This window comes from Variovorax sp. Soil_C_39, assembly GCF_057656815.1.
In genome coordinates this window covers 53,055-75,409 of record NZ_JBDGJQ010000012.1, presented here as the reverse complement: position 1 = coordinate 75,409, position 22,355 = coordinate 53,055, and the positions used below count along the sequence as shown (strand labels likewise).

The window sequence follows — 22,355 nt, the reverse complement described above, 5'->3', positions numbered from 1 at the left end:
CGACCTTCTCAGGCCTGGAGTACGACGGTATCGGCGATCTGGTCGTGCAGGCAGCGGCGCGATGCACGGAAGATGAAGAGGCAATCGACGATGACGAAGATCTGCCCGACCATCGGGATCACGGCCGTGAGGAACTGCAGGCTCTCGCGCAGGCCGAGGATGCGGCCCAGCGACGGCTTGCTGCCGTCGGGGCGTGCGATGCGGATCCGCAAAATCGCCTTGCCGATGGTCTGGCCGCGGGCCGCGAGCAGGTAGCCGTGCAGCGCGACGTAGGTCAGAAAGCCCACGAGGGCGCCGAAAAGTTGGGGTTCCCAGAGGCTGCTGCCGTCGTCGTCCCACACGTTGATCGGCGTGAGCACCGACAGCAGCCAGATCACGCCGACGGCGATGCCGCCGTCGAGCATGGCTGCGAGAAATCGCTTGCCGCGCGATGCAAGCTCACCCGGCTGCGCGTCGCCGGGCAGCACCACGTCCTCGACGTGCGACTGCGGCGGCGCGTAGCGCGCGTCCTCCGTCTGCCCTTCCATGGACCCCTCCAGAAAGCGGTTGAATACTTGCTTGTTTTCTTGTCTCAACGATTCTAGTGGGGCGATTTGACAGGCCGGAGCCGCGTCAGCCGCGGTTCGGGGATGGCGGCACGGGGAAGGTGGTGGCCGGAGCCGCCGGCGCCTCCGCGGGCCTGTCGCCGGACGGCAAATCGGGCGGCACGTCGGGGCCGCCGCCCTGCAGGAAGCGGTCGACCAGCGTGAAGAAGCGGTCGTAGAAGCGCTCGTCCGTCAGGGTTTCGCTCGCCACCTTGACCATCGCGTCGTCGCTGCCGCCGAACGGCAGCGAGAGCGAGCCGATGGCACCCACGCCGACGCTCGCCGAGTTGTTGACCTTCTTGATGCCGTAGCGGTCCTGCAGCGCGGTCGCGAACGCCACGGTGCTCTGCTGCCGCCCCGCACGGCCGCCTTCGCGAGCGCAGACCACGCGGAACTCGACCTCGACGTGCACCTCGGGCGCCGGCTGGAAGCTCTTGCGCCCGGTCACGAGGTCGGCATTGGCCGCCAGCACCATGTAGCCCTGACTCAGGAGCGCGCGGCGCGCAGCCTCGCAGGTTTGCGCGTCGGTCGCGGGGTAGGTGCGCGTGTGGGTGGTGGTGGAGTCGAACTCCTCGGTCGCGTACGACGTGCGGCGCGACGCGCTGCTGCCGCAGCCCGCGACGAGCAGCGCGGCCAGCAGCCCCAGAACGAGCACCGGGCGGCGGAAGGCGCAGAAGGAAGCAACAGCGGAAGAACGGATGAGGGTGGTCGGCATGGGCCGCGAATCCTAACCGGGCCGGGCCACAAGCCTATCGAGAGGGCGTACCAGGAACACCGCGGAACCGGCTTTGCCGGGCCGCTGGTGTTGCCCCCTTGAGGGGGAGGCGGCTACACGAAGTGAGCCGCTACGGGGGTGGGTCAAGGATAGAGTCCGCGTTCCTGGCGAGCCGTCAGGATGCGTTCGCAGGCCACCGCATAGGTTGCAGTGCGCAGCGTGATCTTGTGCTTGTCGGCCGTGTCCCAGATGTGGTTGAGCGCATTCATCATGATGCGGTCGAGGCGCACGTTGATCTCGTCCTCGTCCCAGAAGAAGGACGAGAAGTCCTGCACCCACTCGAAGTAACTCACGGTCACGCCGCCGGCATTGCAGATCACGTCGGGCACCACGAGCACGCCGCGCTCGGCGAGGATGTCGTCGGCCATCGGGACCGTCGGGCCGTTGGCGCCTTCGAGCACGAGCTTGGCGGTGGTGGTCTTCGCGCGCTCGGCCGTGATCTGGCCCTCGAGCGCGGCCGGAATGAGGATGTCGCAGGCCACGTCCCAGAAGTCTTCGTTCGGCACGATGTCGCCGCCGGCCTTGAAGCCGACCACACCGTCGGTGCGCGAGATCGGCACCAGTCGGGTCAGGTCGAGCCCGTTGGCGTTGACGATGGTGCCGGTGTGGTCTTGCACCGCCACGATCTTGGCGCCGGCTTCCGCGAAGAGTTCGGCCGCGACCGAGCCCACGTTGCCGAAGCCCTGCACCGCGATGCGCGCGCCGCGCAGGTCGAGGCCGAGGCGGCGCGCGGCTTCGCGGCCGGTGACGAACACGCCGCGGCCCGTGGCCTTGACGCGGCCGAGGGAGCCGCCCAGGTGCAGCGGCTTGCCGGTGACCACGCCGGTGGCGGTGCCGCCGACGTTCATGGAGTAGGTGTCCATCATCCACGCCATGATCTGCGCGTTGGTGTTCACGTCGGGCGCCGGGATGTCGGTGTGCGGGCCGATGATGATGCCGATTTCGCTGGTGTAGCGGCGCGTGATCTTCTCGAGTTCCTGCTGCGAGAGCTTCTTCGGGTCGACGCGGATGCCGCCCTTGGCACCGCCGTAGGGCAGGTTGACGGCGGCGGTCTTGATGGTCATCCAGGCCGACAGGGCCATCACTTCCTCGAGCGTGACGTCGGGGTGGAAGCGGACGCCGCCCTTGCCCGGGCCGCGGCTCATGTTGTGCTGCACGCGATAGCCCTCGAAGTGGGCGATGGTGCCGTCGTCCATCTCGATCGGCACGTCGACGATCAGCGCGCGCTTGGGGCGCTTGAGCGTCTCGACCCAGCGGGCCAGCGGGCCCAGGTACGGCACCACGCGGTCGACCTGCGAGAGGTACGTGCCCCAGGGGCTGTTGGCGGTCGGGCTGACGAAGGAGAGCTTTTCACTCATGAAGACACCTTGGTTGGAACGGATCCCGCCACGATAGACCTCCCGCGACCGCCGCGCCACGCCTTATGCGCGCGGCGAAAGCGGTTATGCAAGAGCGGTTTGGGCCGCCTCAGCTGGCGCCACTGAGCAGCGCGGCATTGCCCCCGGCGGCGGTGGTGTTGACGGTGACGGTCTGCTCGGCACAGAAACGGTACAGGTAGTGCGGCCCGCCGGCCTTGGGGCCGGTGCCGCTCAGGCCCTCGCCGCCGAAGGGCTGCACGCCCACGACCGCGCCGATGATGTTGCGGTTGACATAGACGTTGCCCACGTGCGCGCGCGCCGCGAGCGCCTGCGCGCGCGAGTCGATGCGGGTCTGGATGCCGAGCGTGAGGCCGTAGCCGAGCGCGTTGATGCGCTCGATCACCGCCGCGGGGTCCGCCAGCGCGCCGCTTCCCCAGCGCGCGATCTGCAGCACCGGGCCGAAGATCTCGCTGGTCACGCCATCGATCGCCGGCACCTCGTAGGCATGCGGCACGATCAGGTTGCCGCACTCTCCCTCCGCCGCCTTCGCCGAGGACGCCGCGGGGTACAGGCGCCTGGCTTGCGCATCGAGGCGCGCCAGGTGGCGGCGGATGTTGTCCGCGGCCTCGCCATCGATGACCGGGCCGACGTCGGTCGACAGCAGCGCCGGATCGCCGACCGCGAGTTCGCGCGCCGCGCCGCAGACCATCTCGATCACCGCGTCGGCGATGCCTTCGTGCAGCACCAGAAGCCGCAGCGCCGAGCAGCGCTGGCCGGCCGAGCGGAACGCGCTCTGCACCACCGCGTCGGCCACCTGCTCGGGCAGCGCGCTCGAGTCGACCAGCATCGCATTGATGCCGCCGGTCTCGGCGATCAGCGGCACGATCGGGCCGTCCTTGGCGGCCAGCGCGCGGTGGATGGTGCGCGCCACCTGCGTCGAGCCGGTGAAGACCACGCCGGCCACCCCGGGCGCCGCCACGAGCGCAGCGCCCACCGTCTCGCCGGGCCCGTGCAGCAGCTGCAGTGCATCGGCCGGCACGCCCGCCGCATGCAGCAGCGCCACGGCTTCGCGCGCCACGGCGGGCGTCTGCTCGGCCGGCTTCGCGAGCACGGTGTTGCCGGTGGCGAGCGCGGCCGCGACCTGCCCCGTGAAGATCGCGAGCGGGAAATTCCACGGGCTGATGCACACCCATGGCCCGCGCGCGATGAGCCGCAGTTCGTTGCGCTCGCCCGTGGGCCCGGGCAGCACCACGGGCTGCATGATGCGTTCGGCCTCGTCGGCGTAATAGCGCAGGAAGTCGACCGCCTCGCGCACCTCGGAGACCGCGTCGCCCCAGGTCTTGAAGGCTTCCTTGACCAGCAGTGCGCAGAACCGCGGCAGCGCCTGCTGCAGCGCATCGGCCGCCTGCCGCAGCATCGCGGCACGCGCGGCCACGGGGGTCTGGCGCCAGTCGCGAAAGCACGCCGCGCTGGCGGCCACGGCCTGGGGCACGCGCGCGGGATCGTATTCGGCCACGCCGGGAACGCGGCATGTCGCCAGCGCTGCGCTCAGCGGCGCGCGCATCGAGGCCACCGCAAGATCGACGCCGTCGCTGTTGCGCCGGGCCGGCGGCGCACCGAAGAGCGCGGGCGGCAGCGGCAGCAGCGGGTTGTCGTGCGCGATGTGCAGCGGCGACATCAGCAGTTCGCCGACCGGCACCGCGTCGTCGCCGAGCTGGTTCACGAACGAGGAGTTGGCGCCGTTCTCGAGCAGGCGTCGCACCAGGTAGGCCAGCAGGTCGCGGTGCTGGCCCACCGGCGCGTACACGCGCACGGCGACGCCCGGGTGCTGCTTCATCACTTCGCGGTAGACGCCCTCGCCCATGCCGTGCAGGCGCTGCAGCTCGAAGGGCGCGCCCGCCGCTTCGGCCATCTGCAGGATCGCGGCGATGGTGCCCGCGTTGTGGGTCGCGAACTGCGGGTAGACCGCGTCGGGCGCAGCGAGCAGCGCGCGCGCGCAGGCCAGGTAGCTGATGTCGCTGTGGTGCTTGTGCGTGAAGACCGGGTAGTGCGGCAGGCCGAGCTCCTGCGCGCGCTTGATCTCGGCGTCCCAGTAGGCGCCTTTCACGAGCCGGCACATCAGGCGCAGCCCATGCCGGCGCGCCACCGCCGCGACATGCGCGACGAGTTCGAGCGCGCGCGTCTGGTAGGCCTGCAGCGCCAGGCCGAAACCCTGCCACTGCGGGTGTGCGGACGCCACGCGCGCGGCGAGGGCCTCGAAGACGTCGAGCGAGAGTTCCAGCCGATCGACCTCTTCGGCATCGATCGTCAGGTTGAGGTTGGCCGCGGCCGCGAGTTCGCAGAGACGCCACACGCGCGGCACCAGCTCGTCGAGCACGCGCTCGCGCTGCGCCTCTTCGTAGCGCGGATGCAGTGCGCTGAGCTTGATCGAGATGCCGTCGTTGCGCTCGGGCGTGGCCGCGGCGTCGGTGCCGGCGGCGATCGCCGCGATGGCGCGGGCGTAGCTTTCGAGGTAGCGCAGCGCATCGGCGTCGGTGCGCGCGCCCTCGCCGAGCATGTCGTAGCTGAAGCGCAGGGCATCTTGCTTGCGGTGCGCGGCGCGTGCCTCGCCGAGCGCTTCGGCAATGGTCTGGCCGAGCACGAACTGCCGCCCGAGCAGCTGCACCGCACGCAGGGTGGCCGCCACCACCGTGCGCGACCCGAGCTTGGCCATGAGACCCGGTGGATGGTTGCCCTCGGGCAGGAACTTCTTCGACATGGCGATGGCCGCCGACGAAAGGCGCGAGAGCGTGGAGTCGGCCGCGCCCTCGAAATCGGCGCGGCCGAGCTGGTCGGCCGTGAGCGCGATCGCCGTGGCGGCATCGGGCACGCGCAGCAACGCCTCGGCCAGCCGCATCAGCGCCAGGCCCTCGGCGCTCGAGATCGGGTATTCGCGCAGCAGGCTTTCCATGGCCCAGAACGGCGGCGGATGGCGCCGCACCGCTTCGACCCAGGGCGTGGCCAAGGCCGCGGCGGCATGCCAGTCGAGCGCGTGTTCGAGGGCCGCGAGCCGGTCGGCGACGACCTCGGACTCGGGGCGGTAAGGGATGGGCAAGTGCATGGCGATTCCTTGAAGGTATCCCCTATAGTCTTTCGACATACGCCGAATCTTCTGCGAAAAAATAAGGTTTCAACCGGATAATTCTCGGATGCCAGACCTCGACCGCATCGATCTCCGCCTGCTGAAGATTCTTCAGCAGGATGGCCGCATCACCAACCTCAAGCTGGCCGAAGCGGTGGCGCTCTCGCCCACCGCGGTACTTGCGCGGGTGCAGCGGCTCACACGCGAGGGCTTCATCCAGGGCTACGAGGCCCGGCTCGACCCGCACAAGCTGGGCCGCGGCTTCACCGTGTTCGTCGAAGTGCTGCTCGACCGCACCACGCCCAACGTGTTCGACCAGTTCAAGGCCGCGGTGCAGGTGCGCGACGAGATCATGGAATGCCACATGGTCGCGGGGGGCTTCGACTACCTGCTCAAGACGCGCATGGCCGACATGGCCGCCTACCGCGAGTTCGCAGGCACCGTGCTGTGGCAGCTGCCCGGCGTGCGCGAGACCCGGACCTACGCGGTGATGGAAGAAGTGAAGAGCAGCGCGCGGTTGCCGCTGGCGGCGTAGTGGCGCTAGCGGCTCAGGCCGCCTTGCGCGCGCGGCCGCCGAAGATCGCCGTGCCGATGCGCACCATCGTGCTGCCGGCGCTCACCGCCGCCTCGAGGTCGGCGCTCATGCCGAGCGAGAGCGTGTCGAGCCCGATGCCCGCTGCGCGAAGGGCGTCATAAACGGCACGGGCGCGCAGGCACAGGTCGCGCTGCGCGGCGACATCGCTTGCCGGTTCGGGAATGGCCATGAGCCCGCGCAGCCTCAGTTGTGGCAAGGCCGCCACAGCGCGCGCGAGCGGCAAGGCCTCGTCCGGCGCCACGCCCGACTTGTTGGCGCCGCCGTCCACGTTCACCTGCAGGCAGACGTTCAGCGGTGGCAGATGCGCCGGACGCTGCGCAGAAAGCCGCTCGGCGATCTTCAGCCGGTCGATGCTGTGGACCCAGTCGAACTGCGCAGCCACGGGCCGCGTCTTGTTGCTCTGCAGGGGGCCGATGCAGTGCCATTCGAGCTCGGCGCGCAGGTCGGCCAGCGCCTCGATCTTGTCGAGCCCCTCCTGAACGTAGTTCTCGCCGAAGGCGCGCTGCCCGGCCGCGAAGGCCTCGCGCACGGCCTCGGGGCCGAAGGTCTTCGACACCGCCAGCAACCGGACCTCGGCCGCATCGCGCCCCTCGGCCGCGCATGCCCTTTCGATCCGGTTCCTTACTTGCTGGAGGTCGTCGCCAATCATCGTCATAATCGCCCAGGAAAAATCGTATCAAAACGTCACCGAACCCGACCGAGGACCCCGTGGACATCACCCAACTGCTGGCATTCAGCGTCAAGAACAAGGCCTCCGACCTGCACCTGTCCGCGGGTCTGCCGCCGATGATCCGCGTGCACGGCGACGTACGGCGCATCAACGTCGACGCGCTCGACCACAAGGCGGTGCACGCCATGGTGTACGACATCATGAGCGACACGCACCGCAAGCACTACGAAGAGTTCCTGGAGGTCGACTTCTCGTTCGAGATCGACGGCCTCGCGCGCTTCCGCGTGAATGCGTTCAACCAGGCGCGCGGCGCGGCGGCGGTGTTCCGGACCATTCCCTCGAAGATCCTGACGCTCGAGCAGCTCAATGCACCGAAGATTTTCGCGGATCTGGCGCTCAAGCCGCGTGGCCTGGTGCTGGTGACGGGGCCCACGGGTTCGGGCAAGTCGACCACGCTGGCCGCCATGGTCAACTACCTGAACGAAAACGAGTACGGCCACATCCTCACGGTGGAAGACCCGATCGAGTTCGTGCACGAATCCAAGAAGTGCCTGATCAACCAGCGCGAGGTCGGGCCGATGACGCTGTCGTTCGCCAACGCGCTGCGCTCGGCGCTGCGCGAGGACCCCGACGCGATCCTGGTGGGCGAGCTGCGCGACCTCGAGACCATCCGCCTCGCGATGACCGCGGCCGAGACCGGCCACCTGGTGTTCGGCACCCTGCACACCTCGTCGGCCGCCAAGACCATCGACCGGATCATCGACGTGTTCCCCGGCGAAGAGAAGGAAATGATCCGCGCGATGCTGTCGGAATCGCTGCAGGCCGTGATCTCGCAGACGCTGTGCAAGACCAAGGACGGCCAGGGCCGCGTGGCGGCGCACGAGATCATGCTCGGCACGCCGGCCATCCGCAACCTGATCCGCGAGGCCAAGGTGGCGCAGATGTATTCGGCGATCCAGACCGGCCAGGGCGCGGGCATGCAGACGCTGGACCAGAACCTGACCGACCTCGTGCGCCGCAATGCCATTTCGGCGGCCGAAGCGCGCAGCAAAGCGAAAATCCCCGAGAATTTCCCAGGTTAAGAGGCGCCCTCATCATGGAACGCGATCAAGCCAGCCAGTTCATCAACGACCTGCTCAAGCTCATGGTGAGCCGCAACGGCAGCGACCTGTTCATCACGGCCGACTTCCCGCCTGCCATCAAGGTCGACGGCAAGGTCACCAAGGTGTCGCAGCAGGCGCTGGGCGCGCAGCACACGCTGGCGCTCACGCGATCCATCATGAACGACCGCCAGACGGCGGAGTTCGAGCGCACCAAGGAATGCAACTTCGCGATCTCGCCGACCGGCATCGGCCGCTTCCGCGTGAACGCGTTCGTGCAGCAGGGCAAGGTCGGCATGGTGCTGCGGACCATCCCGGCCAAGCTGCCGACCATCGACGGCCTCGGCATGCCGCAGGTGCTCAAGGAAGTGTCGATGACCAAGCGCGGCCTCACCATCCTGGTGGGTGCCACGGGCTCGGGCAAGTCGACCACGCTGGCCGCCATGATCGACTGGCGCAACGAGAATTCGTACGGCCACATCGTGACGGTGGAAGACCCGGTCGAATTCGTGCATCCGCACAAGAACTGCGTGGTGACGCAGCGCGAGGTGGGCATCGACACCGACAGCTGGGAGGCCGCGCTCAAGAACACGCTGCGCCAGGCACCCGACGTGATCCTGATGGGCGAGATCCGCGACCGCGAGACCATGGAGCATGCGGTGGCCTTCGCCGAAACCGGCCACCTCTGCATGGCCACGCTGCACGCCAACAGCGCCAACCAGGCGCTGGACCGGATCATCAACTTCTTCCCCGAGGAGCGCCGCGCGCAGCTTCTGATGGACCTGTCGCTGAACCTTCGGTCGCTGGTCTCACAGCGCCTCGTGCCCACCGAAGATGGCCAGGGCCGCGTGGCGGCCGTCGAGGTGCTGCTGAACACGCCGCTGATCTCCGACCTGATCTTCAAGGGCGAAGTGGGCGAGATCAAGGAGATCATGAAGAAGAGCCGCAACCTCGGCATGCAGACCTTCGACCAGGCGCTGTTCGACCTGTTCGAGAGCCACTCGATCAGTTTCGAGGACGCGATTCGCAACGCCGACTCGGCCAACGACCTGCGCCTGCAGATCAAGCTCAACAGCCAGCGCGCGCGCAGCACCGACCTGTCGGCCGGCACGGAGCACTTCGCGATTGTCTAGACGCCGCGCCCACGTGACGCAGCCGCTGCATTGGGCTTAAGCTCTCGCCCATGAGCAGCATCAACACCCGAACCTACGAATCCACCCCCGCGCAGCCCGTGGCCTTTCTCGGCCTCGGCGTCATGGGCGGGCCAATGGCCGGCCACCTCGCGAAGGCCGGCCACACCGTCACGGTGTACAACCGCACGCCCGCCAAGGCCGAGGCCTGGGTGGCCGAATTCGGCGCGCCGGGCCGCCATGCCACCACGCCGCGCGAGGCGGTGGCTGGTGCCGACATCGTGTTCAGCTGCGTCGGCAACGACGACGACCTGCGCGCCGTGGTGCTTGGCCCGAACGGCGCTTTCGCAGGCATGAAGCAGGGCGCCGTGTTCGTCGATCACACCACCGCCTCGGCCGACGTGGCGCGCGAGCTCTCGAACGCCGCCCTGTCGCTAGGCGTGCAGTTCGTCGACGCGCCGGTCTCCGGCGGCCAGGCCGGCGCGCAGAACGGCGCGCTCACGGTGATGTGCGGCGGCGACAAGGCCGCTTTCGAACGCGCAAAGCCGGTGATCACCGCGTTCGCGCGCGCCGTGACGCACCTGGGCGCGAGCGGTGCCGGGCAGCTCGCGAAGATGGTCAACCAGATCGCCATCGCGGGCCTGGTGCAGGGCCTCTCCGAAGCCATCGCCTTCGGCCAGCGTGCGGGCCTGGACATGAAGCTGGTGCTCGACGTCATCGGCAAGGGCGCCGCCCAGAGCTGGCAGATGGACAACCGCGGCCAGACCATGATCGACGGCAAGTTCGACTACGGCTTTGCGGTCGACTGGATGCGCAAGGACCTCGGCCTGGTGCTCGACGAGGCCAAGCGCAACGGCGCGCGCCTGCCTGTGACCGCGCTGGTCGACCAGTTCTATGCCGACGTGCAGCAGGCCGGCGGCAAGCGCTGGGACACCTCGAGCCTGATCACCCGGCTGAAGTAAGAAAAGGCCGGATCCAATAAGAAAAGCCCGCACAAGCGGGCTTTCTTCTTTTTGCTGACGGGCGCTTGCGAACTCAGCGCACCGGCGAGGTCACCACGCCACCGGGCTGCGAGGGCTGCGGCTGCTGCGCCGGCGCCAGCGGCTCCATCGGCGGCAGCGGCACGCGCGACGAAGACGACGAAGGTGCCGCCGAACCGGCCGGCGCGGGCGAGCCTGTGCCGCCGCGCTGGGCCTCGTTGGCCAGCTCGGCCTCGCTCACGACCTCGACCACGCGCACCACCTTTTGCACGCCCGAAATGCCGCGCGCGATCTCGGTCGCACGGTCGGTCTCGCGGCGCGTCGCGATGCCCATCAGGTAGACCACGCCGCGCTCGGTCACCACCTTGAACGAATTCGCGAAGATGTCCTTCGCGTCGAGCAGCGAGGCCTTGACCTTGCCGCTGATGAACACGTCGTTCGAACGTTCCTGGAAGGTGCTGGGCTGGCCGATGGTGAGCTCGTTGACCACCGAGCGCACGTTGTCCACGCGCTGCACCGCCTCTTCGACGCGGCGGCGGTCGGCCTCGTTGCCGACGGCGCCCGTCAGCAGCACCTGGCGGTTGAAGCTGGTGACGCTCACGTACATCTGGTCGTTGGCGATCTCGCGCACGCGCGCTGCCGCGCGCAGTTCGATGCCCTGGTCGTCGAGCTGCGCGCCCGAGCTGCGGCGGTCCGTGGCCACCATGCCTACGCCCATCGCCGCGGCCCCCCCGACCACGAGCGGCACGCAGGCCGAGAGCCCGGCCGTCAGCACGGCTCCCGAGGCGAATGCAATGGCAAGGCGTTGGAACGGTGTGGTCGTCATGTGGAAGCTTCCTGTTCTCCGAGTAACTGGGCATCCACGCCGTCGCACAGGCAATGCAGTGCGAGCAGGTGGACTTCGTGGATGCGTGCCGCACGCTCGTGCGGCACGCCGATCTGGACATCGGTTTCGCGCAGCGCACGCCCGATCGCGCCGCCGGTGCCGCCCGTGCCGGCCGCAGCCGCCTGACCGACCCCCGCGTTGCCGAGCAGCGCCACCACCGTCATGTCGCGCTCGTGCGCGGCCATCACCGCAGAAAGCACGGCGGCCGACTGCCCGCTGGCACTGAGCGCCAGCAGCACGTCGCCCGCCTGGCCGAGCGCGCGCACCTGGCGCGCGAAGCGGTCGGCGTCGCCGGCGTTGGCACTGTCGCCCGCGGGATCGTTGCTGTCGCCCGGCAGCGCGATCGCGGCCAGTTCGGGCCGCTCGCGCTCGAAACGCCCGACGAAGTGAGCCGCGAACTGGGCTGCCAGCAAGCCCGACACGCCCCCGCCGCAGGCCAGGATCTTGCCGCCACTGGTCACGCAGGCGAGGATCGCCTGCATCGCTTGCGAGATGGATTTACTGAGAACCGGGCCGGCCTGGTACTTGAGGTCGGCGCTGTCGATGAAATGTTGCTGAATCCGTTGCTCGAGCATGGGGCGCGATGATACCGGTGGGCGTTGAAACAAGACGTTTGCAATGTGGAGCCGAAGGCGCGGGTTCAGTTCCCGCGGCGGCCGGATTCAGCCCGCATCGAAGGCGGCCTGCAGCCAGATGATGCGCGCTTCCACCAGCACCACGTCGAAGCGGCACGGCGGTAGCGTGCGCAGCGCGTGCAGGTAGTGCCGCGCCGCGAAGACGATGCGCCGCTGCTTGACGCCCGTGATGCTGCCGCCAGCGCCGCCGTGCGTGCCGGCGCTGCGCTGCCGCACCTCGACGAACACCAGCGTGCCGTCGCGCGGATCGCGCATGATCAGGTCGATCTCGCCGCCGCCGCGCCCGGGCGTTCGATAATTGCGTGTCACCAGCACCAGCCCGGCATCCTGCAGATGGTCGAGCGCGGCGTCTTCGGCCGCGTCGCCGCGGCGCTTGGTCGTCGTGTGGGTCTTCATGCTTGCTCCCTGCCGGCTCTTGTTCTTTGTTTGTAGCGTCTTCGGAGAAACCCATTGGCTTCACTCGCACCCGCGTCTTTCGGCGCCTCCCTTGCGGCCGCGCAAGACGCCTCGGGTGCGCAGCATTATCCGCAAGGCACGCTCTACATCGTGGCCACACCCATCGGCAACCTGGCCGACATCACGCTGCGCGCGCTGCATGTGCTGCAACTCGTGGACACGCTCGCCTGCGAGGACACGCGCCACACCCAGGGCCTGCTGCGCGCCTACGGCATCGACCGGCCCTCGGCGCGGCTCGTCGCGCTGCACCAGCACAACGAGGCCGAGGCGGCGCAGGCCGTCGTCGCGCGGCTGGCCCAGGGCGAGCGTGTGGCCTACGTGAGTGATGCCGGAACCCCGGGCGTCAGCGATCCGGGCGCGCGGCTCGTGGCCGCCGTGCGCGCCGCCGGCCTGCGCGTGCTGCCGCTGCCTGGTGCCAGCAGCGTCACCACGCTCATCAGTGCAGCCGGGCTGGTCGCCGAGAGCGGCGGCGACGCGGGCGCGGGCAGCAGCAGCAGCGCCTTCGTCTTTGCCGGTTTCCTGCCGAGCAAGGCCGGCGAGCGCGACACCGCCGTGCAGGCGCTCGCGCAGGAGCCGCGCGCCGTGCTGCTGCTGGAGGCGCCGCACCGCATCGAGGCGCTGGCGCGTGCGCTCGCGGTGCTCGGGCCGCGGCCCGTCACCGTGGGCCGCGAGCTCACCAAGCAGTTCGAGGAGATCGCGACCGTGGCGGCCAGCGCCCTGGCCGACTGGTTTTCAGCCGACCGCGACCGCACGCGCGGCGAATTCGCGCTGGTGCTGCATCCCGTGGCGGCGAGCGCCAGTGACGGCGGCAGCGCCGAGGGCGAGCGCGTGCTGCGGCTGCTGCTGGCCGAGCTGCCGGTCAAGACCGCGGTACGGCTCGCGTCGGAGATCAGCGGTGGGCCGCGCAATGCGCTCTACGAGGCGGCGCTGCGCATGCGCAAGGAAGCCGAAGCCGACGGAACTCAGCCGTCGAGCTCTGCATAGCGCCTGAAGATGCCGTCTTCATTGAACGCGATGCGGCGCGGGCTCTGCAGGTACTCGCGCACGCGCTGGCGGCGCTTCACGTTGTCGTGCAACTTCACCACCGCGGGCGTGGCCGCCAGCGCCTTGGCGGCCGCCTTCGGAAAGGCATAGCGCAGGCCGTCGACCAGCTGGAACAGCGACAGGTCGGCATAGGTCAGCACATCGCCCACCAGGTGCGACGACCCCGCGGGATTGCGCTGCAGCACCCGCTCGAACCAGTTCAGGTACTTGGGGATCCGCTCATCGCGAAAGGCCCGCGCGCGCTGCACGGCCGCGTCGCGCTGGTCTTCGTAGTAGGCGCCGGTGGAGATCGGGTGGTGCGTGTCGTGCGCCTCGGCCACCACGTCGCCCACCGTGAGTTGCAGCTGGTGCGTCCATAGCCCGTCCGATTCGCCGACACCCGCGAGCCCGAGCCGCGGCCCCAGGTAGAGCAGGGTGGCCGCGGTCTGCCCGACCACGATGTCGCCGTCGATCAGGAACGGCGGCGCGAACGCGGGGCGCACGATCTCGGGGTCGTCGAGCCGCTGCGCGAGCGCCGATTCGCCGCCGCCCTTGGGTTCGGGGAGCCGGGCCACGTCCACGTAATCTGCACCGGCCGCTTCGAGTGCGAGCCGCACGAATTCGCCTCGGCCCTGGATCGTGGGCCAGTAATGAAGTTGGTAGGTCATGCGGGCATGTTGGCAGGCTCGGTGGGGCGCTGCAACGGGCGGCGCAAAGGCCCTGGCGAGTCCATGCGCCACACCCACAAACAACAAAGCCGGACACCCTTGCAAGTGTCCGGCTTCACGATATTTGGTCCCGCCGCCAGGAATCGAACCTGGATCTCAGCCTTCGGAGGGCCGAATTCTATCCGTTGAAATACAGCGAGAAATTTGGTTTCCGGCAGAACCGGAGCCACCGATTATCGCCTATCAGGCGGCCACCGTTTCGACTTCGTTCCCGGTTCCCGCATTGGAGTTCCGCACAAAGCCCAAACCGGCCATGTAGACCCGGAAGGTGCGCCGGCCGGTGGGCACCAGGTCGAAGGCCGTGGGATCGAGCAGCCAGTTCTGGATCAGTCCGCTCATCAGCGCGTGCAGCCCCTGCGCCGCGACGTGGCCGGGCACCGGAAGCTTGATCTGGTCGCGGCGCGCGGCGAGCCGGAGCGCTTTTTCGAAGTCGGTGACGCAGGCGTTGCGCGCGGCCAGGTGGCGCTGCTGCACCGAGGCCATGTCGTGCGTGTATTCGACCTTGTGGGTGGCCACGTCGAAGACGCGGCGCACCTGCGGATCGGTGGTCATCAAGGTCAGCGCATGCACCATGCCCTCCTCGATCTCGGCCAGCGGATCGTCGCTGCCGTCCCCGACCCGACCAACCGCGCCGGGTCCCGCCTCCAGCGGCAGGATGACGCGCTCCATCATCGCGTTGAACAGGTCGGCCTTGTCCTTGAAGTGCCAATAGATGGCGCCGCGCGTCGCGCCGGCCTGCTGCGCGATCTGCTGCAGCGAGGTCTGCGAGACGCCCTGCGCCTGAAACAGCAGCTCCGCGGCATCGAGCAGTCGATGCCGCGTGGCCAATGCTTCTTCTTTCGTACGACGTGCCACCCTGTCTCCTGATTTGTAAAGCCAAGCCCTTTCGTTCTCGTGGGGCCATTTCGACAATGCTGTCACTATACATCCATGAATGTATGTAAGATAGGGACTTCCCTGATGGCCCGGCTCCGACGCTGGTTTTGCGTTCGCGATGCGAACACGCCGTCTCCCCGTTTTTGCTTCAAAGGATTCGCATGCCCCTCCTGCATGTCTCGCGTCAATCGTTTTCCTCGCCGCGCCTCGCGACCGTGGCTGTCGTCGTTCTGCTGGCGCTCGCAGGCTGCGGCAAGAGCGACGCACCGGCGGGCCCGGGCGGCGGCGCAGGTGCCGCTGGCGGCGGCAAGCCTCCTGCGCCGGAGGTCGGCGTGATCGTGGCGGCCCCCACCGACGTGGGCCTGGTGACCGAGTTGCCCGGCCGGTTGGAGGCCTCGCGCGTGGCCCAGGTGCGCGCCCGCGCCGCCGGCATCCTGCTCAAGCGTGAATTCCGCGAAGGCAGTGACGTGAAGGCCGGCCAGGTGCTGTTCCGCATCGACCCGGCGCCGCTGGTGGCTGCCTCGCAGAACGCCCAGGCGACGCTCGCGCGCGCCGAGGCCAATGCGGCTCAGGCCAAGGCGCTGGCCGACCGCTACAAGCCGCTGGTCGAGGCCAATGCCGTAAGCAAGCAGGAATACGTCAATGCGGTGGCGGCCCAGAAGACCGCCGAAGCCGACGTGGCCGCGAGCCGCGCCGCGCTGCAGAGCGCCCGGATCAACCAGGGCTATGCCACCGTGACCTCACCGATCTCGGGCCGCATCGGCCGCGCGCTGGTCACCGAAGGCGCACTGGTCGGCCAGGGCGAAGCCACCCAGCTGGCCGTGGTGCAGCAAATCAACCCGATGTACGTCAACTTCACGCAGTCGGCCTCCGAGGTGCTGAAGCTGCGCCGCGCGGTGGCCGCGGGGCAGTACAAGCGCGCAAGCGGCGAAGACGCGGCCAGCATCCGCCTGGTGCTCGAGGACGGCACCGAGTATTCGGAGGCCGGCAAGCTGCTGTTCTCCGATCTCTCGGTCGACCCGACGACCGGCCAGGTGACGCTGCGCGCCGAAGTGCCCAATCCGAAGGGCGAGCTGCTGCCGGGGCTGTACGTGCGCGTCAAGCTCGAGCAGGCACAGGCCAGCAATGCGATCACGGTGCCGCAGCAGGCGGTCACGCGCACGCAGCAGGGCGACACGCTGACGGTGGTCGGTGCCGACGGCAAGCTGAGCCAGCGCACGGTGAAGATCAGCGCCGCCAAGGACAACCAGTGGGTGGTGCTCGAAGGCCTGAAGGCCGGCGAACAGGTGATGGTCGATGGCTTCCAGCGCCTGCAGATGATGCCGCCCGGCACGCCGGTGAAGGCGGTGCCGTGGCAGAAACCGAACCTCAACGGCGCGGCCCCGGCCGCCGCTGCGGCATCGGCCCCGGCCCCTGCCACGGCCGAGAAGAAGTAATCAAGGAGCGCGCCCGCAATGGCCAAATTCTTTATCGATCGCCCCATCTTTGCGTGGGTGATCGCACTGTTCATCCTGGTGCTCGGCGGCGTGTCCATCACGCAGTTGCCGATCGCGCAATATCCACCGGTGGCGCCGCCCGCCATCGTGATCAACGTCGCCTACCCGGGCGCTTCGGCCCAGACGCTCGAGGACAGCGTGCTGTCGGTGATCGAGCGCGAGATGAACGGCTCGCCCGGGCTGATCTACATGGAGTCGGTGGCCCAGGCCGACGGCACCGGCGCGATCACGATCAGCTTCCAGCCCGGCACCAATGAAGACCTGGCGCAGGTCGACGTGCAGAACCGGCTCTCGCGCGCCACGCCCCGCCTGCCGGCAGCGGTGACGCAGCAGGGCGTCCGCGTCGACAAGTCGCGCGACAACTTCCTGCTGTTCACGATGCTGTCGTCGGACAACCCCGACTTCGACCCTGTGGCGCTCGGCGACTATGCCGCGCGCAACATCGTGCCCGAGCTGCAGCGTATCGAGGGCGTGGGCCAGGTGCAGTTGTTCGGCTCCGAGAACGCGATGCGCATCTGGGTCGACCCGACCAAGCTGCAGGGCTTCAACCTGTCGGCAACCGACGTCAACAACGCGATCCGCGCCCAGAACGCCCAGGTGGCGTCGGGCACGCTCGGCGACCTGCCGAACGTGCCGGGCCAGGCGATCGCCGCCACGGTGACGGTCAACGGCCAGCTCACCAGCGTCGAGCAGTTCCGCGAGATCGTGCTGCGCGCCAACACCGACGGCTCCACCGTGCGCCTGAAGGACGTGGCGCGCGTCGAACTCGGCGGCCAGAGCTACGCCACCTCGGCCCGCTTGAACGGCGTGCCCGCGGTCGGCATCGGCGTGCAGCCCACGCCCACCGGCAACGCGCTGAAGTCGGCCAAGGCGGTGCGCGCGAAGATGACCGAACTCGAGCGCTTCTTCCCCCAGGGCGTGAAATGGGACATCCCCTACGACAGCTCGCGCTTCGTGCAGCTGTCGATCACCGAAGTGGTCAAGACGCTGCTCGAAGCCGTGGTGCTGGTGTTCCTGGTGATGTTCCTGTTCCTGCAGAACTGGCGCTACACGATCATTCCGACGATCGTGGTGCCCATTGCGCTGCTCGGCACCTTCGCCACGCTGCTCGCGCTGGGCTTCTCGATCAACGTGCTGACGATGTTCGGCATGGTGCTGGTGATCGGCATCGTGGTGGACGATGCGATCGTGGTGGTCGAGAACGTCGAGCGCATCATGAGCGAGGAAGGCCTGCCACCGCTGGAGGCCACGCGCAAGGCGATGCAGCAGATCTCGGGCGCCATCATCGGCGTGACCGTGGTGCTGATCTCGGTGTTCGTGCCGCTGGCGTTCTTCGCGGGCTCGACCGGCAACATCTACCGCCAGTTCTCGGCGGTGATGGTGGCGTCGATCGGCTTCTCGGCCTTCATGGCGCTGTCGCTCACGCCGGCGCTGTGCGCGACGCTGCTCAAGCCGGTGGAAGCCGGCCACCACCACGAGAAGCGCGGCTTCTTCGGCTGGTTCAACCGCGGCTTCTCGCGCACCGCGAAGGGCTACGAGAGCGTGGTCGCGCGCATCCTGCGCCGCGCTGCGCGCTACATGGTGATCTACGCCGCGATCATCGGCGCGGTGGTGTACTTCTACACCACACTGCCGAGCTCGTTCCTGCCGCAGGAAGACCAGGGCAACATCATCGTGAACGTGCAGCTGCCGCCCGGCGCGACGCAAGAGCGCTCGCTGTCGGTCATGCAGCAGGTCGAGGGCTTCATCATGAAGCAGCCCGAAGTGCAGAGCATCGTGAGCGTGATGGGCTTCAGCTTCTCGGGCCAGGGCCAGAACGCGGGCCTCGCCTTCGTGACGCTCAAGGACTGGGAAGAGCGCAAGGACCCGGCCAACTCGGCGAGTGCGCTGGCCGGCCGTGCCTTCGGCGCGCTGTCGGGCATCCGCGACGCGTTCATCTACCCGCTGAGCCCGCCGCCGATTCCCGAGCTGGGCAATGCCAGCGGCTTCAGCTTCCGGCTGCAAGACCGCTCGGGCGCAGGCCACGAGGCGCTGATCAATGCGCGCAACCAGCTGCTCGGCATGGCCGCGCAGAGCAAGGTGCTGGCGCAGGTGCGGCCCGACGGCCTCGAGGACGCGCCGCAGCTCGAGATCGACATCGACCGCGACAAGGCGAATGCGCTGGGCGTGGGCTTCGACGCGATCAACGCCGCCCTGTCGACCGCGCTCGGTTCGAGCTACATCAACGACTTCCCGAACCGCGGCCGCCTGCAGCGCGTGGTGGTGCAGGCCGATGCACCGGCGCGCATGCAGCCCGACGACCTGCTGCGGCTCAACGCGACCAACACCCAGGGCGAGCCGGTGCCGCTGGCGGCCTTCGCGACCACCAAGTGGGTCACCGGCGCCACGCAGACCGTGCGCTACAACGGCTACCCCGCGATCCGCATCAGCGGCGACGCGGCGCCGGGCTTCAGCACGGGTGCCGCGATGGACGAGATGGAAAAGCTCGCCGCGCAGCTGCCGCAGGGCTTCGGCTTCGAATGGACCGGCCAGTCGCGTGAAGAAAAGCTCGCGGGCTCGCAGGCCATGATCCTCTACGGCTTCGCGATCCTGGCGGTGTTCCTGTGCCTGGCCGCGCTGTACGAGAGCTGGTCGATCCCGCTGTCGGTCATTCTGGTGGTGCCGCTGGGCGTGATCGGGGTGCTGGCGGCGACGCTGCTGCGCGCTTATTCGAACGACGTGTACTTCCAGGTGGGCCTGATCACCATCATCGGCCTGTCGGCGAAGAACGCGATTCTGATCATCGAGTTCGCCAAGGACCTGCAGGCGCAGGGACGCGGCGTCGTCGAGGCCGCGCTGACCGCCGCGCACCTGCGGTTCCGCCCCATCGTCATGACCTCGCTGGCCTTCGGCCTGGGCGTGATGCCGCTGGTCCTCGCCTCGGGCGCGGGCTCCGCGAGCCAGCGTGCCATCGGCACCGGGGTGATCGGCGGAATGATCACGGGCACGGCGCTCGCGGTGTTCTTCGTGCCGGTGTTCTTCGTGCTCGTGCGCAGCCTGTTCAAGGGCAGCGCGCGCCAGCGCGAAGCCGACCGGCGCCATGCGGAAGCCGCCGGCATCACGGAGGAAAAACATGACACCCAATAAGAAACTGATCCCCACTGCGCTGGCAGCGGCCCTGGTCCTGGCGGGCTGCTCGCTGATCCCGACCTACGAGCGCCCTGCAGCGCCGGTGCCGACCACCTTTCCGGGCGACCCGGCACAGCCGGCCGGCCCGGCCGCGGCCACCGTCGCATGGGAAGACTTCTTCACCGACCCGCGCCTCGCGGGCCTGATCCGCACCGCGCTGGCAAACAACCGCGACCTGCGCGTGGCCGTGCTCAACATCGAGCAGGCGCGCGCGCAGTTCCAGGTCCAGCGTGCCGACCTGTTCCCGGCGGTCGGTGTCAGCGGCAGCGGTTCGCGCTCGAGCCCGAACCCCTACCAGGCGTTCGACAGCGGCGCCGGCAGCGTCTCGTCGCAATACAGCGTCAACCTGGGCGTCACGGCCTGGGAGATCGACTTCTTCGGCCGCATCCGCGCGCTGAAGGACCAGGCGCTCGCGCAATACCTGGCCACCGAGGAGTCGCGCAAGGCCACGCAGATCAGCCTGGTCGCGGCGGTCGCCAACGGCTGGCTCACGCTGATGGCCGACGACGCGCTGCTCGAGCTCACGCGGCAGACGCTCGCCACGCGCGAGGAATCGGTGCGCCTCACCAAGCTGCGCTTCGACAACGGCGTCTCGTCCGAGCTCGACTTCCAGGCCGCGAACTCGCTCGCCGAGACCGCGCGCGCCTCCTACGCGCAGCAGCTGCGCACGCGCCAGCAGGACGAGAACGCGCTGGCGCTGCTGCTCGGCGCCCCGGTGCCGGCCGAAGCCACGGCCGGCGGCGCCCCGGGCCTCGAAGGCATCCGGCCGATGCCCGACGTGCCCGCGGGGCTGCCGTCCGACCTGCTGGTCGAGCGGCCCGACATCCGCGCGGCCGAGCAGCAGCTGATCGCGGCGAATGCCAACATCGGCGCGGCCCGTGCGAACTTCTTCCCGCGCGTGGCGCTGACCAGCTCGATCGGCACCGTGAGCAGCGAGTTCTCAGGCCTGTTCGACAGCGGCACCAAGGCCTGGTCGTTCGCGCCGTCGATCACGCTGCCGATCTTCGATGCCGGCCGCAACATCGCGGGGCTCGATGCGGCCAAGGCCGGACGCGGGATCGCGGTGGCGCAGTACGAGAAGTCGGTCCAGACCGCCTTCCGCGAAGTGGCCGACGCCCTCGCCGGCCGCGCCACCCTGGGCGAACAGGTGCGGGCGCAGCGCGCGCAAGCCGAGGCCGAGGCCGTGCGCTTCAAGCTCTCGGACCTGCGCTACCGCAACGGCATCGCGAGCGCGCTCGACCTGCTCGACGCGCAGCGCTCGCTCTACATCGCGCAGCAGTCGGCCATCACGACGCGGCTGCTGCAGTTGCAGAACCAGGTCACGCTGTACAAGACCCTGGGCGGCGGCTGGACCGCGCGCGAGGGTGCCAACGGCCAAGGCTGAGGCATTCGCGCGACGGCTTGCGAGCGGCCTTCCGTCCTTTGGGCGGAGGGCCTCTCTATAATCGCCGGTTGATTCGAAAAAGCCCCCCGACGAGCCCCCGTTATTGAGGACGCCATGAGCGCAGACCCGCACTACCAGGCCACAGAAGAAGCCCACACCGGCCCCATCAAGAACCCGAAGCAACTGCTGCTCGCGGTATTTTTCTCCTTCCTTGCTCCCATCCTGATCATCGTGGGCCTCGTGGCCTATGTGGTCTCGGGCAACAAGCCCTCGGGCACGGCAGAAGGCGACAACATGGCGCTGTACGGCGTCTCGCAAGCCGATCGCGACCGCGAACTGGCCGACCGGCTCAAGAAGGTCGGCGCCATCGAGATCCGCGACGCCAACCGTCCGCTCGCTGCCGGCGAGGCGGTCTTCAAGGCCCAGTGCATCGCCTGCCACGGCGCGCCCGGCATTCCCGGCGCACCGCACCTGAACGACGCCGCCGCCTGGGGCCCACGCATCGGGCAGGGCTACGACACGCTGCTCGAGCATGCGCTGCGCGGCAAGGGCGCGATGCCACCGCAAGGCGGCGGCGACTTCGAAGACCTCGAAATCGGCCGTGCCGTTGTCTACCTGGCCAACTCGGCCGGCGGCAAGTTCGCGGTGCCCGACCGCCCCGCAGCTGCCGCGGCACCCGCCGAAGGCGCGGCCTCGGCTCCGGCTGCAGGCGCCGCATCGGCACCCGCACCGGCTGCGAGCGCCAGCAAGTAAGCGCTCGCAAGCCCCGAAAAAAAGAGCCGGCTTCTCGCCGGCTTTTTCATGCGCGCCGCACGGCCGGAGCTATGGTTTCGATAGCGGCGCTGCGGCCCTCACGGGCTGGCGCCCCTCCGGGCTCAGCACGTGGCCGAAGCGCTGCGGCAAGTCGTCCGATTGCACCGGCTCGGGCGTCCAGAGCCCCTGCTCGATCGCATCGGCCGCAAGGCGCACGTCCTGCGTGTGGACCAAGCCGAGGCCCCAAGGCGCTGCTGCAAGGTACAGGCGGCCCGCTTCGTCGAGCAGGCACGCCGAGATTTCGTTGACCGCCTGGCCGGTGTGGGCCGTGACGGCAAACCCCCCGGCGTCGGCGATGCGCCAGACGAAGGGCGCCGCCTCCAGCTCGACATAGACGCGCTGCGGGCCGTTCTGGAAGAACCACTGGCCTTCATCGTCATGGTCGTAGTTGCGGTGGATGAACTCGATCAGCTTGTCGTGCCGCAGCATCGAGCCCTTCGCAGCGGGAAAAGGCCCCTCGGCCTGCGTGCGGTCGTCGCGCATGTACCAGTTGCCGCGCGCGTCGAGGCCGAGCCAGCCGTAGCAGTGCGGCACGTTGGGCCATTTGGCGAGTGCCTGTTTGACGATGTCGTCCATG

General features: G+C 68.9%; 20 protein-coding genes and 1 tRNA gene. 9 read left to right on the top strand and 12 right to left on the bottom strand.

Going from position 1 to position 22,355, the window contains the following annotated elements; all coding sequences use genetic code 11:
* Window positions 1–8 precede the first annotated feature (8 nt).
* The 4 genes from AC3A6J_RS24095 to AC3A6J_RS24080 all read right to left on the bottom strand — a co-directional run bounded on the left by AC3A6J_RS24095 (window position 9) and on the right by AC3A6J_RS24080 (window position 5,817).
* Window positions 9–527, bottom strand: a complete 519-nt coding sequence (locus AC3A6J_RS24095) for an RDD family protein (protein ID WP_487862522.1) — start codon at window positions 525–527, stop codon at window positions 9–11.
* An 85-nt stretch (window positions 528–612) separates the two neighbouring features.
* Window positions 613–1,299, bottom strand: a complete 687-nt coding sequence (locus AC3A6J_RS24090; protein WP_487862521.1) for a DUF2242 domain-containing protein — start codon at window positions 1,297–1,299, stop codon at window positions 613–615.
* A 143-nt stretch (window positions 1,300–1,442) separates the two neighbouring features.
* Window positions 1,443–2,717, bottom strand: coding sequence for a Glu/Leu/Phe/Val family dehydrogenase (locus AC3A6J_RS24085; RefSeq protein ID WP_487862520.1), 1,275 nt, complete (start codon window positions 2,715–2,717; stop codon window positions 1,443–1,445).
* A gap of 109 nt (window positions 2,718–2,826) precedes the next feature.
* Window positions 2,827–5,817, bottom strand: a complete 2,991-nt coding sequence (locus AC3A6J_RS24080; protein ID WP_487862519.1) for an L-glutamate gamma-semialdehyde dehydrogenase — start codon at window positions 5,815–5,817, stop codon at window positions 2,827–2,829.
* An 88-nt stretch (window positions 5,818–5,905) separates the two neighbouring features.
* Between AC3A6J_RS24080 and AC3A6J_RS24075 the strand changes: the two genes are divergently transcribed.
* Window positions 5,906–6,373 (top strand): Lrp/AsnC ligand binding domain-containing protein, encoded by a 468-nt coding sequence (locus AC3A6J_RS24075; RefSeq protein ID WP_487862518.1) that lies wholly within the window; start codon window positions 5,906–5,908, stop codon window positions 6,371–6,373.
* 13 nt (window positions 6,374–6,386) lie between these two features.
* Here the strand turns inward: AC3A6J_RS24075 and AC3A6J_RS24070 are convergent, their stop codons facing one another.
* Window positions 6,387–7,088: a YggS family pyridoxal phosphate-dependent enzyme gene (locus AC3A6J_RS24070; RefSeq protein ID WP_487862517.1), complete on the bottom strand. Its 702-nt coding sequence runs from the start codon at window positions 7,086–7,088 to the stop codon at window positions 6,387–6,389.
* A gap of 53 nt (window positions 7,089–7,141) precedes the next feature.
* Here AC3A6J_RS24070 and AC3A6J_RS24065 point away from each other — a divergent pair, with 53 nt between their 5' ends.
* The 3 genes from AC3A6J_RS24065 to AC3A6J_RS24055 are packed head-to-tail and all read left to right on the top strand — an operon-like array spanning window position 7,142 to window position 10,295.
* Window positions 7,142–8,185 carry a type IV pilus twitching motility protein PilT gene (locus AC3A6J_RS24065; protein WP_487862516.1) on the top strand — a complete coding sequence of 348 codons (1,044 nt, stop codon included), beginning with the start codon at window positions 7,142–7,144 and terminating at the stop codon, window positions 8,183–8,185.
* A gap of 14 nt (window positions 8,186–8,199) precedes the next feature.
* Window positions 8,200–9,336 carry a PilT/PilU family type 4a pilus ATPase gene (locus tag AC3A6J_RS24060; RefSeq protein WP_487862515.1) on the top strand — a complete coding sequence of 379 codons (1,137 nt, stop codon included), beginning with the start codon at window positions 8,200–8,202 and terminating at the stop codon, window positions 9,334–9,336.
* A 50-nt stretch (window positions 9,337–9,386) separates the two neighbouring features.
* On the top strand, window positions 9,387–10,295 hold the full coding sequence (locus AC3A6J_RS24055) for an NAD(P)-dependent oxidoreductase (RefSeq protein WP_487862514.1): 909 nt from the start codon (window positions 9,387–9,389) through the stop codon (window positions 10,293–10,295).
* 73 nt (window positions 10,296–10,368) lie between these two features.
* On the opposite strand, the gene AC3A6J_RS24050 is transcribed toward AC3A6J_RS24055, so the two are convergent.
* The 3 genes from AC3A6J_RS24050 to AC3A6J_RS24040 all read right to left on the bottom strand — a co-directional run bounded on the left by AC3A6J_RS24050 (window position 10,369) and on the right by AC3A6J_RS24040 (window position 12,230).
* Entirely contained in the window at window positions 10,369–11,139 is a 771-nt protein-coding gene (locus AC3A6J_RS24050) for a BON domain-containing protein (protein ID WP_487862513.1), read from the bottom strand.
* Complete coding sequence (locus tag AC3A6J_RS24045) at window positions 11,136–11,774, bottom strand: SIS domain-containing protein (RefSeq protein WP_487862512.1); 639 nt, start codon at window positions 11,772–11,774, stop codon at window positions 11,136–11,138. Before AC3A6J_RS24045 ends, AC3A6J_RS24050 begins: the two co-directional genes overlap by 4 nt.
* Window positions 11,775–11,861: 87 nt before the next feature.
* Window positions 11,862–12,230: a YraN family protein gene (locus AC3A6J_RS24040; RefSeq protein ID WP_487862511.1), complete on the bottom strand. Its 369-nt coding sequence runs from the start codon at window positions 12,228–12,230 to the stop codon at window positions 11,862–11,864.
* 54 nt (window positions 12,231–12,284) lie between these two features.
* Between AC3A6J_RS24040 and rsmI the strand changes: the two genes are divergently transcribed.
* Window positions 12,285–13,274 carry a 16S rRNA (cytidine(1402)-2'-O)-methyltransferase gene (rsmI, locus tag AC3A6J_RS24035; protein WP_487862510.1) on the top strand — a complete coding sequence of 330 codons (990 nt, stop codon included), beginning with the start codon at window positions 12,285–12,287 and terminating at the stop codon, window positions 13,272–13,274.
* On the opposite strand, the gene AC3A6J_RS24030 is transcribed toward rsmI, so the two are convergent.
* From AC3A6J_RS24030 to AC3A6J_RS24020, 3 genes are all read right to left on the bottom strand, one after another.
* Complete coding sequence (locus AC3A6J_RS24030; protein WP_487862509.1) at window positions 13,253–13,981, bottom strand: glutathione S-transferase; 729 nt, start codon at window positions 13,979–13,981, stop codon at window positions 13,253–13,255. The genes rsmI and AC3A6J_RS24030 overlap by 22 nt on opposite strands.
* 125 nt (window positions 13,982–14,106) lie before the next feature.
* A tRNA-Arg gene (locus tag AC3A6J_RS24025) sits at window positions 14,107–14,181 on the bottom strand.
* 43 nt (window positions 14,182–14,224) lie between these two features.
* Window positions 14,225–14,896, bottom strand: coding sequence for a TetR family transcriptional regulator (locus tag AC3A6J_RS24020; RefSeq protein ID WP_487862508.1), 672 nt, complete (start codon window positions 14,894–14,896; stop codon window positions 14,225–14,227).
* A 182-nt stretch (window positions 14,897–15,078) separates the two neighbouring features.
* Between AC3A6J_RS24020 and AC3A6J_RS24015 the strand changes: the two genes are divergently transcribed.
* From AC3A6J_RS24015 to AC3A6J_RS24000, 4 genes are all read left to right on the top strand, one after another.
* Window positions 15,079–16,353, top strand: a complete 1,275-nt coding sequence (locus AC3A6J_RS24015) for an efflux RND transporter periplasmic adaptor subunit (protein ID WP_487862507.1) — start codon at window positions 15,079–15,081, stop codon at window positions 16,351–16,353.
* A gap of 18 nt (window positions 16,354–16,371) precedes the next feature.
* A complete protein-coding gene (locus AC3A6J_RS24010; RefSeq protein WP_487862506.1) occupies window positions 16,372–19,539 on the top strand; it encodes an efflux RND transporter permease subunit in 3,168 nt (1,055 codons plus the stop codon).
* A complete protein-coding gene (locus AC3A6J_RS24005) occupies window positions 19,526–20,965 on the top strand; it encodes an efflux transporter outer membrane subunit (RefSeq protein ID WP_487862505.1) in 1,440 nt (479 codons plus the stop codon). The genes AC3A6J_RS24010 and AC3A6J_RS24005 overlap by 14 nt, the downstream gene beginning before the upstream one ends.
* A gap of 114 nt (window positions 20,966–21,079) precedes the next feature.
* A complete protein-coding gene (locus AC3A6J_RS24000) occupies window positions 21,080–21,718 on the top strand; it encodes a c-type cytochrome (protein WP_487862504.1) in 639 nt (212 codons plus the stop codon).
* Window positions 21,719–21,787: 69 nt separating this feature from the next.
* Here AC3A6J_RS24000 and AC3A6J_RS23995 read toward each other — a convergent pair whose 3' ends face one another.
* Entirely contained in the window at window positions 21,788–22,354 is a 567-nt protein-coding gene (locus AC3A6J_RS23995) for a DUF2946 family protein (protein ID WP_487862503.1), read from the bottom strand.
* Window position 22,355: the final 1 nt, after the last annotated feature.

Excerpts from the sequence above, each read along its gene's own strand:
- AC3A6J_RS24075 (WP_487862518.1), top strand. The coding sequence starts at position 5,906 with ATGCCAGACCTCGACCGCATCGATCTCCGCCTGCTGAAGATTCTTCAG.
- AC3A6J_RS24045 (WP_487862512.1), bottom strand. The coding sequence starts at position 11,774 with ATGCTCGAGCAACGGATTCAGCAACATTTCATCGACAGCGCCGACCTC.
- AC3A6J_RS24090 (WP_487862521.1), bottom strand. The coding sequence starts at position 1,299 with ATGCCGACCACCCTCATCCGTTCTTCCGCTGTTGCTTCCTTCTGCGCC.
- AC3A6J_RS24050 (WP_487862513.1), bottom strand. The coding sequence starts at position 11,139 with ATGACGACCACACCGTTCCAACGCCTTGCCATTGCATTCGCCTCGGGA.
- AC3A6J_RS24010 (WP_487862506.1), top strand. The coding sequence starts at position 16,372 with ATGGCCAAATTCTTTATCGATCGCCCCATCTTTGCGTGGGTGATCGCA.
- AC3A6J_RS24030 (WP_487862509.1), bottom strand. The coding sequence starts at position 13,981 with ATGACCTACCAACTTCATTACTGGCCCACGATCCAGGGCCGAGGCGAA.
- AC3A6J_RS24080 (WP_487862519.1), bottom strand. The coding sequence starts at position 5,817 with ATGCACTTGCCCATCCCTTACCGCCCCGAGTCCGAGGTCGTCGCCGAC.
- AC3A6J_RS24005 (WP_487862505.1), top strand. The coding sequence starts at position 19,526 with ATGACACCCAATAAGAAACTGATCCCCACTGCGCTGGCAGCGGCCCTG.
- AC3A6J_RS24095 (WP_487862522.1), bottom strand. The coding sequence starts at position 527 with ATGGAAGGGCAGACGGAGGACGCGCGCTACGCGCCGCCGCAGTCGCAC.
- AC3A6J_RS24055 (WP_487862514.1), top strand. The coding sequence starts at position 9,387 with ATGAGCAGCATCAACACCCGAACCTACGAATCCACCCCCGCGCAGCCC.
- AC3A6J_RS24040 (WP_487862511.1), bottom strand. The coding sequence starts at position 12,230 with ATGAAGACCCACACGACGACCAAGCGCCGCGGCGACGCGGCCGAAGAC.
- AC3A6J_RS23995 (WP_487862503.1), bottom strand. The coding sequence starts at position 22,354 with ATGGACGACATCGTCAAACAGGCACTCGCCAAATGGCCCAACGTGCCG.
- AC3A6J_RS24085 (WP_487862520.1), bottom strand. The coding sequence starts at position 2,717 with ATGAGTGAAAAGCTCTCCTTCGTCAGCCCGACCGCCAACAGCCCCTGG.
- AC3A6J_RS24015 (WP_487862507.1), top strand. The coding sequence starts at position 15,079 with ATGCCCCTCCTGCATGTCTCGCGTCAATCGTTTTCCTCGCCGCGCCTC.
- AC3A6J_RS24000 (WP_487862504.1), top strand. The coding sequence starts at position 21,080 with ATGAGCGCAGACCCGCACTACCAGGCCACAGAAGAAGCCCACACCGGC.
- AC3A6J_RS24060 (WP_487862515.1), top strand. The coding sequence starts at position 8,200 with ATGGAACGCGATCAAGCCAGCCAGTTCATCAACGACCTGCTCAAGCTC.
- AC3A6J_RS24070 (WP_487862517.1), bottom strand. The coding sequence starts at position 7,088 with ATGACGATGATTGGCGACGACCTCCAGCAAGTAAGGAACCGGATCGAA.